Raw genomic sequence first — 17,933 nt, 5'->3', positions numbered from 1 at the left:
CATCCGAAATCTGCCGATTTCACGGAGCAAACACACATGAGTTCCTCACCCGATCTCGCCACAGCCGTTGCCGACAGCGATGCCGAACAACTGCGCAAACTGGGCTACACCTCGAACTTCAACCGCAGCATGAGCCTGTGGGAAAACTTCGCTTTAGGCTTCACTTATCTGTCACCGGTTGTAGGGGTTTATACCCTTTTCGGCCTGTGCCTCGCCGCTGGCGGCCCACCGATGTTCTGGGCCTACTTGCTGGTCGGTTGCGGCCAGTTGCTGGTGTGCCTGATCTTCGGCGAGGTGGTTTCACAATTCCCGATTTCCGGCGGCGTTTACCCTTGGGCACGCCGATTGGTCGGTAAAAAATGGGCATGGATGGTCGGCTGGATCTACTCCATCGCCCTTTGCGTCACCATCGCTGCCGTTGCGGTCGGCGCTGGCCCGTACCTGGCCGCCATGCTCGGTTTTGATCCGAGCAACAACACCAACATCGTCATCGCCCTGGTACTGACCCTGTTCGCCACACTGGTCAACCTCAGCGGCACCAAAGTGCTGGCGCGCATCGCCATGTTCGGCTTCCTTTGCGAACTGGTTGGCGCGGTGATCGTCGGCGTCTACCTGCTGGTATTCGAACGCCATCAACCGCTCAGCGTGCTGTTCAACACCTTCGACATCAGCGTCGACGGCTCGTACCTGCCGGCGTTCCTCACCGCTTCATTGGCAGGGATGTTCCTCTACTACGGCTTCGAGGCCTGCGGCGACGTCGCCGAAGAAACCCCGAACCCGAGCGCAAAAATTCCGGTGGCCATGCGCATGACCATTTACATCGGCGGCATCGCGGCGATGTTCGCCTGCCTGGCGCTGATCCTCGCCGTGCCGGACATGCAAGCCGTTATCAACGGCACCGACAAAGACCCGGTCACCACCATCCTCAACAACGCCTTCGGCCCGGTCGGCTCGAAAGTAGTGATGGGCGTGGTAATGATTTCCTTCATCTCCTGCGTCATCAGCCTACAGGCCGCGGCGAGCCGTCTGCTGTACTCCTACGCTCGCGACGAAATGGTCATCGGCAGCCGACTGCTGAAAAAGATTTCTCCTACCACCCAAGTACCGGTTGCCGCACTGTTCGTGTCTGGCGTCCTGCCGGCCCTGATCATCGCCCTCGGCTTCTTCCTGCAAGACGCCGTCGCCACCATCGTCAGCTTCGCCGCCATCGGCATCTACCTCGCGTTCCAGATGATCGTCCTGGCCGCGCTGTACGCCCGCAGCAAAGGCTGGAAACCGAGCGGCAAATTCACCCTCGGCGCATGGGGCTGGCCGGTGAACATCGGCGCGCTGGTGTATGGCGTTGGCGCAATCATCAACATGGCCTGGCCACGTACGCCGGATGCGGCGTGGTATGTGAACTATGCGATGGTGTTGAGCACCGCGATCGTGATTGGCTTGGGGCTGGTTTATATGTGGATTGGCAAGCCGTATGACCATGGTAAAGCCCCGGCTGGGGATGCGTGGAAGGTGAGTCGCTAAAGCAGAATCGCCCCGGTAGGTTCATTCTTATCGGGGCGATTTGCGAGACCGCTCGTCGTGTAGCAATCCATAAGCTCAGGACGGCGTTATCAATTCGACTGAAGGGAAATAATTGCGGTAACGCTTGGAGTCCCTCGTCAACAAGGGTAATTTTTTTACGGCCGCATGTGCTCCGATGAAAAAATCCGCCAGAACATTATGCTTTCCACCGCCAACCTTCCGATACTTCACGAAGGCCTTACCAGCTAAAAACAGTGCGGGTCTAGGAATGTCCTGCATGACCAATCCCAGTTGACTCACTACTCCGTCCAATGTCTCAAACGTCGAAAATGTCTGTGATAGCTCTGCATAAACTATCGGGTTGATGGCTAACTGATGGATCAGTGATTGAGCACGAAGTTGCTGAATCGACCAATCGGCCCAGACCGGATCGTCTTCGAGCACATCAATCAACACATTCGTATCGACCAGCACCATCAATCATCCCCTCGGAGCAATGCCATTAAATCATCGGTTCGCCATTTGATATCGGCTTTGCCCCTTACGGCATCAAATCGATCAGGAGCTCGCGCTTTTCCCGATTCGCGCTTAGCACTATGCAGAACTACTTCGCCATGATCATTGACGCTGAACTCAATGGCCGAGCCCGGCGTAAGATGCAAAGCATCACGAATTGGCTTGGGGATTGTAACTTGCCCCTTGCTGGTCATGGTCGTCGACATGTCATACCCCTAAAGTATTACTCAATGGAACAACGTATTACTTGATCGAGATATCTGCAACCGCCGCTTATCGCAGGATTATTTTTACCGGATTGCAGTCCTCGACCTCTTAGCCCTGATGGCACTCATGCAGTTCATTCCGTGGATCCGAATAGATAAAGGAAAAACTACGGCTTGGGCGGTCGGTTGCTGCTGACACTGCAAAATCAGGCATTTCCTACAGATACTGCCTTCAGAGACAAGCCCGCTTTCCTACAGCAGGTATCGACAGAGCCGACTTGGCGTAGTAGGTGGCTAGCCGATAGGCTTTCTCTCGGCGGCGAAATCAGCGGCCCGGTGTCGGAGCCGGAATAAATATCAACACGGCGTGACCGCACTCATGTGAGTGGCGGCTCTATTCTCAATATTGGAGTCGACAAATGCCTAACTGCGTACAAATTCCTTCTGAAAGCTCCGCTTTCTTCACCCCCACCATCTTCACCCGCCACAACCGCTTCCTCCACGCCTTCATGCAAGACCACGAAGCCTGGTTCTGCGTGCAAGATCTCGGTCGCTTGATGGGTTACCCCCTGAACGAACGCCTCACCCTGAAACTCGATCCCGACCAGCGTCGCAATGTCCTCCTGCGCAAGGATGGCGAAATCGTCGATTGCGCGATGGTCAGCGAGTCCGGCCTGTTCGCCCTGCTCGTCCATCACTTCGTCCCGGAAAACCGACACCTGCGCCAATGGTTGAGCCATGAAGTCATCCCGATGCTGCGTGAAACTTATTCAAGCCCAATGGAAAACCACCCGAGCCTGAGTTCGATGCATTGGGCAGGCGTCACCGTGCCGCTGCTGCACTGGCAACAGCAGGCGTGGGTCAAATGGCGGGATGTGCCGGAGTTGATGCACAGCCAGCGGCCGTACCCCGTACTGGGAACGTGAAGCTGATTCCATGAAAAAGGGGCGGACTTCTCAGTCCGCCCCTTTTTATCTTCTCTTAAAACCGCGAAACACTCCGCATCGCATCCACCAGATACCGCATCGCAATCCGGTCACTCTCCGAAAGCTCGCGATAACGCTCCACCAGCTTCAACTCCTCCGAGTTCAGCCGACGCCTTCTGCGCCCGCTGCCCAAGCAAGGAAAGATGCCCAACATGTCGGTAATGCCTTGTATTTTTGCCATGGACGATGTCCTTCTCTAGTACCGCAAAGAATTGCCTAAACACCACATCGCCCTGCCCCTTACAGCAGCGCCTTGTGCCCTGCCGGCCAAATGGGTCGCGCCGGTCATGCCCATAGAATAGAAATTTATTCGGCGCTGAAAAGGGGTTTTTAGAGTAATTAGTCGAGAAAAGCAGATATGCCGTGTAAATCAGAAGGTCCTGTCAGATTTTTAACCGACATGTCTTGTTTCATTGACACCCTGTCGCACCGAATCAACGAATTTTGCATTGCGAGCGAACGGTTTAAGCTAGCGGGCATCTGTTTATAGTCCGTTGCGTTTGGCCGAAGGCTTGTCCGAACCGTTATTTCTGATCCAGCACGTGCCAGGAACGGCGCGGGATTGCACACGACAGGTTGTATTTATGCACCGCAGGAATTTGCTCAAAGCGTCCATGGCCATTGCGGCTTACACCGGTCTTTCGGCCACCGGCCTGCTGGCGACCCGCGCGTGGGCGGCCAGTGGCGGCGCTGCGGATGGCGAGGCGCAGGCCTTCGATTTCGAAGCGCTGAAGCGCCAGGCCAAGCAGCTCGCTGGCAGTGCCTATCAGGACACTAAACAGGTGCTGCCGCCAACGCTGGCTACCATGACCCCGCAGAACTTCAATGCGATCCGCTACGACGGCGATCATTCGTTGTGGAAGGAGAACAAGGGCCAGCTCGACGTGCAGTTCTTCCACGTCGGCATGGGTTTCCGTCAGCCGGTGCGCATGTACAGCGTCGACCCGAAGACCCGCACCGCGCGCGAGGTGCATTTCCGCCCGACGCTGTTCAATTACGAGAACACGTCGGTCGACACCCAGCAGCTCAAGGGCGACCTGGGTTTTGCCGGCTTCAAGCTGTTCAAGGCGCCAGAACTGGATCGCCATGACGTGGTGTCGTTTCTCGGTGCCAGTTATTTCCGCGCGGTGGATGCGACTGGCCAATATGGCCTCTCCGCTCGCGGCCTGGCGATCGACACTTACGCCAAGAAACGCGAAGAATTCCCTGATTTCACCAAGTTCTGGTTCGAGACCCCGGATCAGAACGCCACGCGTTTTGTGGTCTACGCCCTGCTCGACTCGCCGAGTGCCACCGGCGCTTACCGCTTCGACATCGATTGCCAGGCCGAGCGCGTGGTGATGGAGATCGACGCGCACATCAATGCACGCACCGCCATCGAACAACTGGGCATCTCGCCGATGACCAGCATGTTCAGCTGCGGCAACCACGAACGGCGCATGTGCGACACCATTCATCCGCAAATCCACGACTCGGATCGCCTGGCCATGTGGCGCGGCAACGGTGAGTGGATCTGCCGTCCGCTGAACAATCCGGCGACGCTGCAGTTCAATGCGTTTGCCGATACCAATCCGAAGGGCTTCGGTCTGGTTCAGACCGACCATGAATTCGCCAACTATCAGGACACTGTGGACTGGTACAGCAAGCGCCCGAGCCTGTGGGTAGAACCGACGACCGCGTGGGGCGAAGGCTCTATCGATCTGCTGGAAATCCCGACCACCGGCGAGACCCTCGACAACATCGTGGCGTTCTGGACGCCGAAAAAACCGGTGGCTGCCGGTGACTCGCTGAACTATGGCTACAAGCTTTACTGGAGCGCATTGCCGCCGGTGAGCACGCCACTGGCGCGGGTGCAGGCGACTCGTTCCGGCATGGGCGGTTTCGTCGAAGGCTGGGCACCGGGCGAGCATTACCCGCCGGTGTGGGCACGTCGTTTTGCCGTGGACTTCACGGGTGGCGGTCTGGATCGACTGCCGCAAGGCACCGGGATCGAGCCAGTGGTGACGTGCTCTCACGGCAAGGTGCAGGACTTCAGCGTATTGGTGCTGGATGACATCAAGGGTTACCGGATTCTGTTTGACTGGTACCCGACCAGCGACAGCGTCGAGCCGGTGGAGCTGCGGTTGTTTATCCGCACCAACGATCGCACGTTGAGCGAGACCTGGTTGTACCAGTACTTCCCGCCGGCGCCGGATAAGCGTAAATACCCTTGAGGGATTGAGGCGCCTGGACGGGCCTCATCGCTGGCAAGCCAGCTCCCACAGGTTCGGTGCGATACACAAAACCCGTATTCAACGCCAACCATTGTGGGAGCTGGCTTGCCAGCGATGACGGCAGCATTTCAACAAAAAACCATCAGACAAAACAAAGCCCCGGCCATCACTGCCCGGGGCTTTTTGCTTCGTCGCTACTTAATCAATCACGCAAATCAGACTCATGAATCGGCTGATCTCGATGCGTCGCGCGTTGATACTGCGCCGGCCACACCGCTTGGCGCCCACCCAGATCATCGTCGGCATGCAGCGGCCAGTACGGATCACGCAGCAGCTCGCGGGCGAGGAAAATGATGTCGGCCTGACAGGTGCGCAGAATGTGCTCGGCCTGTGCCGGTTCGGTAATCATTCCCACCGTGCCAGTGGCGATGCCTGACTCTTTGCGCACGCGTTCGGCGAAGCGCGTCTGATAACCCGGCCCCACCGGAATCTCGGCGTTGGCGGCGGTTCCGCCCGAAGATACGTCGATCAGATCGGCGCCAAGGGTATGCAGACGGCGCGCCAGCTCCACGGTTTCATCCGGGTTCCAGCCGTCTTCAACCCAGTCAGTGGCCGACACGCGAACAAACACCGGCAGTTCCTCCGGCCACACCGCCCGCACCGCTTCAGTCACTTGCAGCACCAGACGAATGCGGTTTTCAAACGAACCACCGTACTGATCCCGGCGCTGATTGCTCAGCGGCGAGAGAAACTGATGCAGCAGATAACCATGCGCCGCGTGCACCTCAACCACACTGAAACCCGCCTTCAGCGCACGTTTGGCGGCATCGACAAAGGCCTGAATGACGTCGGCGATCTGCCCCTCATCGAGCTGTTTCGGTTGCGTGTGTTGCGGGTCAAAGGCAATGGGCGAGGGCCCGACCGGTGTCCAGCCGCCGTCATCGGGTTTGACGCTGCCATGCTTGCCGAGCCACGGCCGATGGGTGCTGGCCTTGCGCCCGGCGTGGGCCAGTTGAATGCCGGCGACCGCGCCTTGGGAGGTAATGAAACGGGTGATGCGTTGCAGCGGCTCAATTTGTTCGTCGTTCCACAGGCCAAGGTCTTCGGCGGTAATTCGCCCGTCGGCGGTGACTGCCGTCGCTTCGGTGAAAACCAAGCCTGCGCCACCCACCGCGCGGCTGCCGAGGTGCACCAGATGCCAGTCGTTGGCCAGGCCGTCGACGCTGGAGTACTGGCACATCGGCGACACGGCGATGCGGTTGGGCAGGGTCAGTTGGCGAAGGGTGAAGGGTTCAAGCAGCAGACTCATGGGGCACCTCTCAAATCAGTGGGCAGGCTCCAGGGTTCTGTTTGAATAGTCGACGAGTGACAGGAAAAGGTGCAGCACCCGCCCCCGCGGGCAAAAAATTCGACAAGACGTCACAAGGCCAATCAAGCAGTGCTTAGAGCCTAGTCGACAACCGAGGATGAGGGAGGGTTCAGAGTGATTCAGTGTGTGAACGGATGCTTTCGGCTTCAGCGTGGTTCGATATGAGCAATCATCAACTGAACAGTCTCATTCCCCCGAAACTCGTTAACGTCGAGCTTATAAGCCAGCTCAACCCACTGAATCGTCGGGTTCGGCCAGATATCGCGGTCAATCCCAAACGCAATGCCATCCAGCTTCACCGAGCCACACTCGCTTTTCAGCACGACTTTCAGGTGTCGCTCGCCGACCACACGCTGCTCGACTAACTGAAACACGCCATGGAACAGCGGCTCCGGGAAGTGCTGCCCCCAAGGCCCGGCGTGGCGCAGGGCGCGGGCCAGTTCGAGGTGGAATTCTTCCACCGCCAGCGTGCCGTCCGAGAGCATGCGCCCGGTCAGGTCTTCCTCGCGAAGTTGCCTACGCACCTCAGCGTCAAATGCCTCGGCGAACAGCGGAAAATTCTCTTGCGGCAAGGTCAGACCGGCGGCCATCGCATGGCCACCGTACTTGGCGATCAGGTTCGGATGCTGCGCCGCCACGACGCTCAGCGCGTCACGAATATGGAAGCCCTGCACCGAGCGCCCCGAGCCCTTGAGCAAACCATCACCCGCATCGGCAAAGGCAATGGTCGGACGGAAATAACGTTCTTTCATGCGTGAGGCGAGAATACCGATAACGCCTTGGTGCCACTCTGGATCGAACAGACACAGACCAAACGGCATTGATTCCACCGGCAAGTCCTTGAGCTGCGCCAGCGCTTCACGCTGCATGCCCTGCTCGATGGATTTTCGATCCTGGTTCATGCCGTCCAGCTGCGCGGCCTTTTCCCGGGCCTTGTTGGCGTCGGCGGTGAGCAGGCATTCGATGCCCAGGCTCATGTCGTCCAGACGCCCGGCGGCGTTCAGGCGCGGGCCGACGATAAACCCCAGATCCGTGGAAGTGATGCGGGCGGCGTCTCGCTTGGCCACTTCAAGGATCGCTTTGATCCCCGGCCGTGCGCGACCGGCGCGAATGCGTTCAAGACCTTGATGCACCAGAATCCGGTTGTTGGCGTCCAGCGGCACCACGTCGGCAACGCTACCCAGCGCCACCAGATCCAGCAGCTCACCGATGTTCGGCTGCGGCTTGTTCTCGTACCAGCCGAGGCTGCGCAACCGCGCGCGCAATGCCATCAACACGTAGAAAATCACCCCGACGCCGGCCAATGCCTTGCTCGGAAATTCGCAGCCCGGCTGGTTCGGATTGACCAGCGCATCGGCCTGCGGCAGTTCATCGCCCGGCAAGTGGTGGTCAGTGATCAGCACTTTGAGGCCATGGCGCTTGGCGGCGGCCACACCTTCGACGCTGGAGATACCGTTGTCGACGGTGACCAGCAAATGCGGCTCACGGGTCATCGCGACTTCGACGATTTCCGGGGTCAGGCCGTAGCCATATTCAAAGCGGTTCGGCACCAGATAATCGACGTGCGCCGCACCGAGCAAACGCAAGCCGAGCATGCCGACCGTGCTGGCCGTCGCACCATCCGCATCGAAGTCGCCGACGATGAGGATGCGCTGACGTTGCTCCAGCGCCGTCACCAGCAAGTCCACCGCCGCATCGATGCCCTTGAGCTGCTGGAACGGAATCAACCGCGCCAGGCTCTTGTCCAGTTCTGCCTCGGACTGCACGCCCCGTGCCGCATACAGGCGGGTCAGCAGCGGCGGGATATCACCGAGAAAGGGCAAAGTGGCAGGCAGTTGACGAGGTTCGATACGCATGGGGTGACGGAGACTTCTCTTGAATACGTGGGAATAATCAGCAGTAGCGCAGGATCAGCCGCGCTCGCCTTGCAGCCATTGCAACTGGACTTCGTGCTGACCACGGTCGTCGGTGACGAAGATCGTCCCCTCGCTGATCATCACGTCCCACTTGATGACGCGAGGCATGTCCTTGGCCAGCGTCTCCAGCACTTCCTGCGGGACGGCGGCGATGTTGACGTTCTTCAGGTTCTTGATCGCCGGGATCACCTTGGTTTCCCAGACACGCAGGCTGCCGTAGGCTAGCAGGCTGGTGCGCTCGGTGCGACGCGAGCACCAGGTGAGGCGATCGGCATCTGGCTGGCCGACTTCGATCCAGTGCAGAACACGGTCGTCCAGGCTCTTTTCCCACAGCGCAGGTTCATCCACGTCTGACAGACCACGGCCGAACGACAACTGCTCGTTGTACCAGAGCGCATAGGCCAGCAGCCGCACGGTCATGCGTTCTTCGGTTTCCGAAGGGTGACGGGCGATGGTCTGCTTGACGCTCTCGTAGACGCTGCGGTCGAGATCGGTGAGGTTCAGTTCAAACTTGTAGGTAGTGGACGGCTGGGCCATGAACGGGCTTCTTGATACGAGGAAAGTCGGCAAGTCTAACCGATGCGGTAGGCAATCATCGAATTGATGGCGATCAAGCTGCGGCGTCTGACAGCCGGCTATGTTAAAACGCTGTATCCGCACAGCCTTGTCCTACAGGATTCAGTATGCCGTTCGCCAACAAACCGCTCTCGGGTGTGAAAGTCATTGAATTGGGTACGTTGATTGCCGGCCCGTTTGCCTCGCGTATTTGCGGCGAGTTCGGCGCTGAAGTGATCAAGATCGAATCGCCGGACGGCGGTGATCCCCTGCGCAAGTGGCGCAAATTGTACGAAGGCACCTCTCTGTGGTGGTTCGTGCAGGCGCGCAACAAGAAGTCACTGACCCTGAACCTGAAACACCCGGACGGTTTGGCGATTCTGAAAAAGCTGCTCGCTGAAGCCGACATCCTCATCGAGAACTTCCGTCCCGGTGTCCTGGAAAAACTTGGCCTGAGTTGGGAAACCCTGCACGCGCTCAACCCGAAACTGGTGATGGTGCGCCTGTCCGGTTTCGGTCAGACCGGGCCGATGAAAGATCAGCCCGGCTTCGGCGCGGTCGGCGAATCCATGGGAGGCTTGCGGTACATCACCGGTTTCGAAGACCGCCCGCCAGTGCGCACAGGGATTTCCATTGGCGATTCGATTGCCGCGCTGTGGGGTGTGATCGGCGCACTGATGGCGCTGCGGCATCGTGAAGTCAACGGCGGCACCGGCCAAGTGGTCGATGTGGCTTTGTACGAAGCGATTTTCGCAATGATGGAAAGCATGGTGCCGGAGTTCGATGTATTCGGCTTCATCCGCGAGCGCACCGGCAATATCATGCCCGGCATTACGCCCTCCTCCATCCACACCAGCGCCGACGGCAAGCACGTGCAGATCGGCGCCAATGGCGATGCGATCTTCAAGCGCTTCATGCTGATCATCGGTCGCGAAGACCTCGCCAACGACCCGACGCTGGCCAGCAACGACGGCCGCGACAGTCGCCGCGACGAGTTGTATGGCGTGATCGATCGCTGGGTCAATTCGCTGCCGCTGCAATCCGTACTCGACCTGCTCAATCAGGCCGAGGTGCCGGTCAGCCGGATCTTCAGTGCCGAAGACATGTTCAACGATCCGCAGTACCTGGCTCGGGAAATGTTCCTGCATGCCAAGCTGCCGGACGGCAAGGACTTCAAGATGCCCGGCATTGTGCCGAAACTCTCTGAGACACCGGGCTCTTCCGAATGGGTCGGACCGCAACTCGGCGAACACAATGCGCAGGTACTTAACGATCTTGGCTACGATGAGACACAGATCGCCCGACTGCGCGAAGACGGAGCCATTTAAGCTGAAGCGCCAGCCATCATCACCCGACAACCGCGCCCGGCACTGGTGGACATGGCGGATGTTCGGTCTGTTATTTCTGCTGGCCCTGTCCGCCGGGGCTCAAGCAAAACCGACGTTGATCTGGTTGCTGCGTGATCTGCCGCCCCTGACCATTTTCGAAGGCCCTAAAAAGGGTCAGGGCGTGATCGATCAACTGATGCCGATGCTCATGGCCGGCATGCCCCAATACGAACACAAAGTGATGCGGGTCAATCGCGCCCGCGGCCTGCAAATGCTTCATGAGAACCCCTTCGCCTGCGACCCCGCTCTGCTGTGGAGCAAAGAGCGCGCGCAGTGGGTGGCGTATTCGATCCCGGCGATTCGCGCGGTGGCCAATGGCTTGGTGGTGCGCCAACAGGATCGCGATGTGCTCGAACCGTATCTGATCGACGGTGAAGTGGATCTTTCGGCGTTGCTGGCCGCGACTGACCGCAAAGTCGGCGTCGTTGCCGAGCGCAGCTATGGAGAGTTCATTGACACCCGGTTGCATCAAGCACCCAGCGGCGCATTGACAGCGCACTACGGCAACGATGCGCTGAGCAATCTACTGTCGATGCAGCGACTGGGCCGGTTGCAGGTGGTGTTGGGCTATTGGCCGGAGATTCGCTATCAGGCGAAACAGGCACAGATCAATGAAGATGAGCTGGAGTTTTACCCGATTAAGGGCAACGGCAAATATCTGTCAGGTTACGTGGCATGTTCCGACACCACCCAGGGACGTCAAGCCATCACCGAGATCAACCATCTGCTGCGCACCCTGCCCCACGATCGTCTGAATGAGCTGTACGCCGCGTGGCTCGATCCCGACAGGCGCGAGGATTATCTGGAGCAGGCCCGCCTGTTTTTTGAGCATCAGGCAGCACAATAGGCAAACGCCGGGCAAAAGAAACCCCGAGAAGTGGGGAGACGACTCGGGGTTAAACGTGGTCTACAAAGGACCCGTAGCAGCAAGCGACAAGCACCGGAGCACAATGCTTGATCCTGCTGTTACGAGGTCTGACTGACAGGGATGCAGGAAGGTTCCCACAAAAAATATTTCATCTTTACAGCGCCGGACGTTTATCCAGGGCTGCGTTGCGCAATGCCGCGATGACACAGGGCTCAAGCCGCCCTTCGGCGATCAGGACATCACGGTGCAAGCCGTCAACCACATCGGTCAGCAAGCGTTTGTCGCTCAACTGAGCCTGATTGAACTCGCGCTCCACCACGATCGCGCCGCTACTGTTCTTCAACGTCACCAGGCATTCGCCATGGCTACCGCGAGGGGTCAACGTCACTTGATACGGGCTCAGAGCCTCACCGAGCAATAGACTGATACTTTCCATCTCGATCTCCACTCATTAGTCCGAAAACTGTGTGCCTGGGGCGTGTTCACATTAAATGACCGCCGGCCCGAGAAGAAAGTTCTGCAACCCGGGCGTCTTCCTTGAGCGTCACCGGTCTTTCAGAGCATGCCGAGTGAAGATGACAGAAACATAACGGCTCGCGTCAAACACTGGCTGCCCGTCGGCTGGACAGCAAATAATCATCCACCAGACTGCGCATCAGCACCGCCGACACCGGCGTTTGCAGACGCCCCAGTAGTTTGAGTTCGTGTTCGAGGAGAATGAAGTCGAGCCCCTTGAGCAGGCTTGGAGACGCGCGCCCCAGCAGAATCAAGGCATGCGCCTGTTGCCGCTGGCACAGATGCCGAATCAGCGCCACCCCCTCGCCGCCTTTGAGCTGCGGATCGCAGATCGCGATGTCGACGTCGCCGCGATGCCGCAGTGAGCGTAACGCTGAAGCGAGTGTGGGCGCCGTCAACACATCATAGATGCCGATAGCATTGAGCATCTGATGCAAAGCCATCAACTGAAACGGATTGTGTTCGAGGATCAGGACTTTTAGCGAACGCATGGGCGACCTCTGAGCGACATTCGCGGTTTGCCACCGCAGTGGCTGTCCACTCTAGGACAGCCTTCCTCAGCCTCACATCGGAAAAGGCGTCACATCACATAGGACTTTTCCCAACTTCATTGCAGACATCGACAGCCGTTCTCGGCGCGACGCTGGCTGATGTCAGTCCAGCCGCCGAGCAAGCCACGCAATTGGCCGTCGGCGCTATAGAACGGTACGGTCCATTGGTAGATGTCGCGGGGGCCGTTGTTGAACAGTAACTGGCGTTTGCTGAAGCGTGGCTTGCGCGTCTGTAACTGCGCCATGAACTCGTCGTGGAGCATCATCGCCGTCGCCTGGGGGAGCGCGTCGACCTCGAACAGCAAGCGCCCGTGCACTTGATCCTGGCGCACTGAAAGTGCTTCTTCGTAACTGCGATTGCACATGATCAGCCGCCCTTCGAGGTCACGCACAAACATCGGATCAGGCATCGCATCGATCAGCGCATGCTGGAAAGCCAACTGATCACTCAGGGAACGCTCGGCCTCTCGCCGCTGTTTGATCAAAGCGGTCAGGCGGCGATTCCAGACCATCGACAGCAATCCGAAAAAACCGACGACACCCATTGCCCAGCAGCCTGGCTCGATGATTCGCTGCCAGAGCGGAGGCTCCGGCGGTGGTGCAATGCCATCCAGCCATTTCAGGCGAATGGCGCGCAAGTCCGTCGCTGAAAACGCACTCAGCGCTTTGTTGATCACACTCAACAACTCCGGCTGCCCTTTGCGTATCGCCAGATGATCCGCCTCCCATCTGCCCTCAAGCACGTCGCCCACCTTGAGCAGCCCTGAGGGATGTAACTGGGCGCCGATTTCGTTCTCGATCGTGGCGTAGGCTTCGCCACTTTCCACCAATGCACGGGCCTCCGCATACGTCTTGACCAGCCGCAGTTCGATGGATGGATGCTCCCGGCGGATGATTTCTTCCAGCGCATGCCGGGCCGGTAAAACCAATACCCGTTTAGCCAGTTGCTCCAGCGAACTCAACCGCGGCTCACTCACGCGACCGACAATTACCCAACCCGCGCCGCCGAACGCATGACTGAATTCAAGAAACTCCCTGCGTGTTTCTGTCATTGCCAGCGTCGTGCTCATATCAGCCGTACCGTTCTCCAGACGTTCAAGCATCTGGTCGGTGGAGAATGACTCTTCGTGCTCGAAACGCAGACCGGTCATGCTGCTGATGCGCTGCAGTACATCGTTGTTCAGCCCGCTCCAGCGGCCATGCTCATCCTGAAACAGATACAACGGATATTGCACCGAAGCGACAACGACCCGTGGGTTGTCTCGTATCCACTGACGCTCCCGGGCATCGAGGGCGATCGGTTCGATGTTTGGCAACTTGCTTGTCTCGTGCCGCACCAACTGTGCAGCGCTACTGCTGGCGCCGACCAGCAGCCAGCTTAAAAAAAATACCCAGTTCAAGACTGGTCTCAATCCTTGCTCAAACCCCATTGCCACATCCTTCGTGATCGACTCACCCGTCCTTCGTAGGTGAAAACCCGAGCAGTGTGGCAGCAGAAACAAAAAAGCCCGTCAGGAGACGGGCTTCAAAATGTGACAGCTTTTACAGGCTTAAAGCGGCTTGCCGCGGTTGCCATGCTGGCTGACAAAGGCTTGCACGGCTTTCAGCTCGTTTGGCAGAACGGTGCAGCGCTCGTTTCGCTCAAACAAATCAGAAAGATGTGCAGGTAGCTCGAGCGCTTTTCCTACACCGGCTTTCTCTACGGCCTCAGGGAATTTCACCGGGTGAGCGGTGCCCAGGATGACCATAGGGATGTCCAGACTGCGACGGCATTCACGCGCAGCTTTCACACCGATGGCGGTGTGCGGATCCAGCACTTCGCCGGTCTGCTCGTAGACTTCAGCGATGGTTTCGCAGGTTTGTGCGTCATCCACGGCCAGCGAGTCGAACAGTTTGCGCGCTTCGGTCCAGCGCTCTTGCTCGACACTGAAACCGCCGCCCTGCTTGAACGAATCCATCAAACCGGCAATCGCCGCGCCGTTGCGACCGTGCAGGTCGAACAGCAGGCGTTCGAAGTTCGACGAGACCATGATGTCCATCGACGGCGACAGCGTGGCGTGCAGGGTTTCCTTGACGTACTGATTGCCGCTCATGAAGCGGTGCAGGATGTCGTTGCGGTTGGTGGCGACGATCAACTGGTTGATCGGCAGGCCCATGTTGCGCGCCAGGTAGCCGGCGAAGATGTCGCCGAAGTTGCCGGTCGGCACCGAGAACGACACCGAACGCGCCGGGCCGCCCAACTGCAGGGACGCATGGAAGTAATAAACGATCTGGGCCATGATCCGCGCCCAGTTGATCGAGTTCACCGCAACCAGACGCGTACCTTTGAGGAAGCTCTGGTCAGCGAAGCTGTTCTTGACCATTTCCTGGCAGTCATCGAAGTTGCCTTCGATGGCAATGTTGTGGATGTTCTCACCGAAAATCGTGGTCATCTGCCGACGCTGCACTTCCGACACGCGCTTGTGCGGATGCAGGATGAAGATGTCGACATTTTCGCAGTGCTTGCAGCCTTCGATGGCGGCCGAACCGGTATCACCGGAAGTGGCGCCGACGATCACTACGCGCTCGCCGCGCTTTTCCAGCACGTAGTCGAGCAGACGACCGAGCAGTTGCAGGGCGAAGTCCTTGAACGCCAGGGTCGGGCCGTGGAACAGCTCCAGCACCCATTCGTTGCCGTTCAGCTGACGCAGCGGCGCCACGGCGCTGTGGGCGAACACGCCGTAGGTTTCTTCAAGGATCTTTTTGAAATCGGCATCGGGAATGCTGCCGGTGACGAACGGGCGCATGACCCGGAAAGCCAGCTCGTGATACGGCAAGCCGGCCCAGGAAGCGATTTCTTCCTGGGTGAAACGTGGCAGGTTTTCCGGAACGTACAGACCGCCGTCGGTCGCCAGACCAGCCAACAGGACGTCTTCGAAATTCAGGGCCGGTGCCTGGCCGCGGGTACTGATATAACGCATGATTTCAAACCTTCGGTTTGGGCTTCAAGCCGTAAGCTGCAAGCTACAAGTGAAAAGCGGCTGTGCTTTTACTTGCAGCTTGAAGCTCGAGGCTTGCAGCTGCTTCTGTTTAGTTCAGGTGCTCGACGCGGATCCGGACAACCGGACCATTCACGCCGGCCAGCGCTTCGAGGGCGGCGATGGCATCGTTGATACGCTGCTCGACCACGCGGTGGGTCAGCAGGATCATTGGCACCAGACCGTCGTGTTCCTCGACTTCCTTCTGCATGATCGACTCGATGTTGATGCCGCGCTCCGAGAGGATGCTCGCCACCTGAGCGAGTACGCCCGGATGGTCCTTGGCCTGAATGCGCAGGTAATAAGCGCTTTCGCAGTCTTCGATCGGCAGGATCGGGTGAGCCGACAGCGAATCCGGCTGGAAGGCCAAGTGCGGCACGCGGTTTTCCGGATCGGACGTCATGGCGCGAACCACGTCGACCAGATCGGCGATCACCGAGGAAGCGGTTGGCTCCATGCCAGCGCCAGCGCCGTAGAACAGCGTGGAACCAGCGGCGTCACCGTTGACCATCACCGCGTTCATCACGCCGTTGACGTTGGCGATCAGACGATCAGCCGGGATCAGCGTCGGGTGAACGCGCAACTCGATGCCAGCGGCAGTGCTGCGCGCCACACCGAGGTGCTTGATGCGATAGCCCAGTGCTTCAGCGTAATTAACGTCAGCAGTGGTCAGCTTGGTGATGCCTTCGGTGTAAGCCTTGTCGAATTGCAGCGGAATGCCGAACGCGATGGAAGCCAGAATCGTCAGCTTGTGCGCGGCGTCGATGCCTTCAACGTCGAAGGTCGGATCGGCTTCGGCATAACCCAGCGCTTGCGCTTCGGCCAGCACGTCTTCGAAGGTACGGCCCTTCTCACGCATTTCGGTGAGGATGAAGTTGCCCGTGCCGTTGATGATCCCGGCGACCCAATTGATCCGGTTGGCGGACAGGCCTTCACGGATCGCCTTGATCACCGGAATGCCACCGGCCACGGCCGCTTCGAACGCCACGATCACGCCTTTCTCGCGTGCCTTGGCGAAAATTTCATTACCGTGAACGGCAATCAGAGCCTTGTTCGCGGTGACCACATGCTTGCCATTCTCGATGGCCTTGAGTACCAGCTCGCGGGCAACGGTGTAGCCGCCCATCAGCTCTATGACGATGTCGATCTCAGGGTTCGTGGCCACTTCGAAGACATCGTTGGTAATCGCAATACCGGTCGTCTGGAACTGAGGCTTTGGCGTGCGCATGGCAATTTGTGCCACTTCAATCCCACGCCCGGCACGACGAGCAATTTCCTCGGCGTTGCGCTGAAGTACGTTGAAGGTCCCGCCACCGACGGTCCCTAACCCACAGATGCCTACTTTGACCGGATTCACTGTGAACTCCCCATAAAACGGCCGACTCAGGGTCGGCCGGAAAACAACCGCGTGCTCGCGGCTCTCTATTAATGGCCCGGCGATGTCGCTGCCGGACCATGATCGTCAAAGGCTGACCGTGACGATGCGAATTACTTGGCGCCCAGTGCCAGTTTGGCGACTTGTGGCGCAGGCTGGTAGCCCGGAATGACTTGTCCGTCAGCCAAAACGATGGCCGGTGTACCGTTCACGCCAATCGACTGACCGAGGGCGAACTGTTTGGAAACCGGGTTCTCGCACTTGGCGGCCTTGATTTCCTTGCCATCGACCATTTTGTCCATGGCCGCTTTCTTGTCTTTCGAGCACCACACGGCTTGCAGTTGCTCGTCACCCGGCGAGCCCAGGCCTTGGCGCGGGAACGCGACGTAGCGCACTTCGATGCCGCGCTTGTTCAGCTCCGGCACTTCGGCGTGCAGCTTGTGGCAGTACGGGCAAGTGGTGTCGGTGAACACGGTGATGTGCGATTTGGTTTCGCCCACGGCCGGGTAGACCACGGTTTCGGCAACCGGAATGTCGTTGATCAGTTTGGAAATGCCCAGGCGCTCGGTCTTCTCGGTCAGGTTGACCGGCTTACCGTCCTTGAGCTGGAACAGATAGCCCTGCACCACGTATTGGCCGTCGGCGCTGGCGTACAGCACACGGCTGCCCTTGAGCTTGACTTCGTACATGCCCGGCAACGGGCTGGCGGAAATGCTCTCGACCGGAACTTCGAGCTGGAGGTTTTCCAGGCTTTTACGAATAGCTTTATCAGCCGCGTCATCGGCGACGGCAAAGGTGCTGACCAACGCAATGGCTGCGGCGGCGAAAATCTGGGTCAGACGCATGAGAACTCCTGAAGGCGGACAAATGAAACGGTCAGAACGCCCGTGCCGGAACACCGGGTCATAACCGTCCATCGTGCAAACCGGCAAAGCC

17 protein-coding genes are annotated in these 17,933 nt (G+C 58.7%); 5 read left to right on the top strand and 12 right to left on the bottom strand.

Going from position 1 to position 17,933, the window contains the following annotated elements; genetic code table 11:
* Nucleotides 1-36 precede the first annotated feature (36 nt).
* Nucleotides 37-1,521 carry an APC family permease gene (locus AC3Y64_RS05240; RefSeq protein ID WP_489986675.1) on the top strand — a complete coding sequence of 495 codons (1,485 nt, stop codon included), beginning with the start codon at nucleotides 37-39 and terminating at the stop codon, nucleotides 1,519-1,521.
* A 75-nt stretch (nucleotides 1,522-1,596) separates the two neighbouring features.
* Here the strand turns inward: AC3Y64_RS05240 and AC3Y64_RS05235 are convergent, their stop codons facing one another.
* A complete protein-coding gene (locus AC3Y64_RS05235; protein WP_489986674.1) occupies nucleotides 1,597-1,998 on the bottom strand; it encodes a type II toxin-antitoxin system VapC family toxin in 402 nt (133 codons plus the stop codon).
* Nucleotides 1,998-2,243, bottom strand: a complete 246-nt coding sequence (locus AC3Y64_RS05230; RefSeq protein WP_082341390.1) for an AbrB/MazE/SpoVT family DNA-binding domain-containing protein — start codon at nucleotides 2,241-2,243, stop codon at nucleotides 1,998-2,000. Before AC3Y64_RS05230 ends, AC3Y64_RS05235 begins: the two co-directional genes overlap by 1 nt.
* A gap of 419 nt (nucleotides 2,244-2,662) precedes the next feature.
* Between AC3Y64_RS05230 and AC3Y64_RS05225 the strand changes: the two genes are divergently transcribed.
* On the top strand, nucleotides 2,663-3,169 hold the full coding sequence (locus tag AC3Y64_RS05225) for a BRO-N domain-containing protein (protein WP_489986673.1): 507 nt from the start codon (nucleotides 2,663-2,665) through the stop codon (nucleotides 3,167-3,169).
* Between the two features lie 55 nt (nucleotides 3,170-3,224).
* Here AC3Y64_RS05225 and AC3Y64_RS05220 read toward each other — a convergent pair whose 3' ends face one another.
* Nucleotides 3,225-3,410, bottom strand: coding sequence for a hypothetical protein (locus tag AC3Y64_RS05220; RefSeq protein ID WP_053117475.1), 186 nt, complete (start codon nucleotides 3,408-3,410; stop codon nucleotides 3,225-3,227).
* A 403-nt stretch (nucleotides 3,411-3,813) separates the two neighbouring features.
* Here AC3Y64_RS05220 and AC3Y64_RS05215 point away from each other — a divergent pair, with 403 nt between their 5' ends.
* Nucleotides 3,814-5,442: a glucan biosynthesis protein D gene (locus AC3Y64_RS05215; protein WP_158955876.1), complete on the top strand. Its 1,629-nt coding sequence runs from the start codon at nucleotides 3,814-3,816 to the stop codon at nucleotides 5,440-5,442.
* Nucleotides 5,443-5,644: 202 nt separating this feature from the next.
* Here AC3Y64_RS05215 and AC3Y64_RS05210 read toward each other — a convergent pair whose 3' ends face one another.
* The 3 genes from AC3Y64_RS05210 to AC3Y64_RS05200 form a co-directional block, all read right to left on the bottom strand.
* Entirely contained in the window at nucleotides 5,645-6,751 is a 1,107-nt protein-coding gene (locus AC3Y64_RS05210) for an NADH:flavin oxidoreductase/NADH oxidase (RefSeq protein WP_489986672.1), read from the bottom strand.
* A 206-nt stretch (nucleotides 6,752-6,957) separates the two neighbouring features.
* Complete coding sequence (gene recJ, locus AC3Y64_RS05205) at nucleotides 6,958-8,667, bottom strand: single-stranded-DNA-specific exonuclease RecJ (protein ID WP_489986671.1); 1,710 nt, start codon at nucleotides 8,665-8,667, stop codon at nucleotides 6,958-6,960.
* 54 nt (nucleotides 8,668-8,721) lie between these two features.
* On the bottom strand, nucleotides 8,722-9,264 hold the full coding sequence (locus AC3Y64_RS05200; protein ID WP_007908961.1) for a YaeQ family protein: 543 nt from the start codon (nucleotides 9,262-9,264) through the stop codon (nucleotides 8,722-8,724).
* A 146-nt stretch (nucleotides 9,265-9,410) separates the two neighbouring features.
* On the opposite strand from AC3Y64_RS05200, the gene AC3Y64_RS05195 reads away from it, so the two are divergent.
* The gene (locus AC3Y64_RS05195; protein ID WP_489986670.1) at nucleotides 9,411-10,610 is read left to right on the top strand and encodes a CaiB/BaiF CoA transferase family protein; all 1,200 of its coding nucleotides are present in this window, start codon (nucleotides 9,411-9,413) and stop codon (nucleotides 10,608-10,610) included.
* The gene (locus tag AC3Y64_RS05190; protein WP_489987923.1) at nucleotides 10,567-11,517 is read left to right on the top strand and encodes a TIGR02285 family protein; all 951 of its coding nucleotides are present in this window, start codon (nucleotides 10,567-10,569) and stop codon (nucleotides 11,515-11,517) included. The genes AC3Y64_RS05195 and AC3Y64_RS05190 overlap by 44 nt, the downstream gene beginning before the upstream one ends.
* A 175-nt stretch (nucleotides 11,518-11,692) precedes the next feature.
* On the opposite strand, the gene AC3Y64_RS05185 is transcribed toward AC3Y64_RS05190, so the two are convergent.
* The 6 genes from AC3Y64_RS05185 to dsbC all read right to left on the bottom strand — a co-directional run bounded on the left by AC3Y64_RS05185 (nucleotide 11,693) and on the right by dsbC (nucleotide 17,842).
* Nucleotides 11,693-11,974: a DUF3509 domain-containing protein gene (locus AC3Y64_RS05185; protein ID WP_122595003.1), complete on the bottom strand. Its 282-nt coding sequence runs from the start codon at nucleotides 11,972-11,974 to the stop codon at nucleotides 11,693-11,695.
* A gap of 163 nt (nucleotides 11,975-12,137) precedes the next feature.
* Nucleotides 12,138-12,545: a response regulator gene (locus tag AC3Y64_RS05180; protein ID WP_489986669.1), complete on the bottom strand. Its 408-nt coding sequence runs from the start codon at nucleotides 12,543-12,545 to the stop codon at nucleotides 12,138-12,140.
* Between the two features lie 116 nt (nucleotides 12,546-12,661).
* The gene (locus AC3Y64_RS05175) at nucleotides 12,662-14,035 is read right to left on the bottom strand and encodes a transporter substrate-binding domain-containing protein (protein WP_489986668.1); all 1,374 of its coding nucleotides are present in this window, start codon (nucleotides 14,033-14,035) and stop codon (nucleotides 12,662-12,664) included.
* A 120-nt stretch (nucleotides 14,036-14,155) separates the two neighbouring features.
* On the bottom strand, nucleotides 14,156-15,565 hold the full coding sequence (gene thrC / locus AC3Y64_RS05170) for a threonine synthase (RefSeq protein WP_122595006.1): 1,410 nt from the start codon (nucleotides 15,563-15,565) through the stop codon (nucleotides 14,156-14,158).
* A 109-nt stretch (nucleotides 15,566-15,674) separates the two neighbouring features.
* A complete protein-coding gene (locus AC3Y64_RS05165) occupies nucleotides 15,675-16,979 on the bottom strand; it encodes a homoserine dehydrogenase (protein WP_489986667.1) in 1,305 nt (434 codons plus the stop codon).
* A 131-nt stretch (nucleotides 16,980-17,110) separates the two neighbouring features.
* Nucleotides 17,111-17,842 (bottom strand): bifunctional protein-disulfide isomerase/oxidoreductase DsbC, encoded by a 732-nt coding sequence (dsbC, locus tag AC3Y64_RS05160; protein WP_064393252.1) that lies wholly within the window; start codon nucleotides 17,840-17,842, stop codon nucleotides 17,111-17,113.
* Nucleotides 17,843-17,933: the final 91 nt, after the last annotated feature.

This window comes from Pseudomonas sp. 4CAES_32.4 (genome assembly GCF_058136335.1).
The sequence above is the reverse complement of the archived record's forward strand: the minus strand, read 5'-3'. Positions and strand labels throughout refer to the sequence as shown.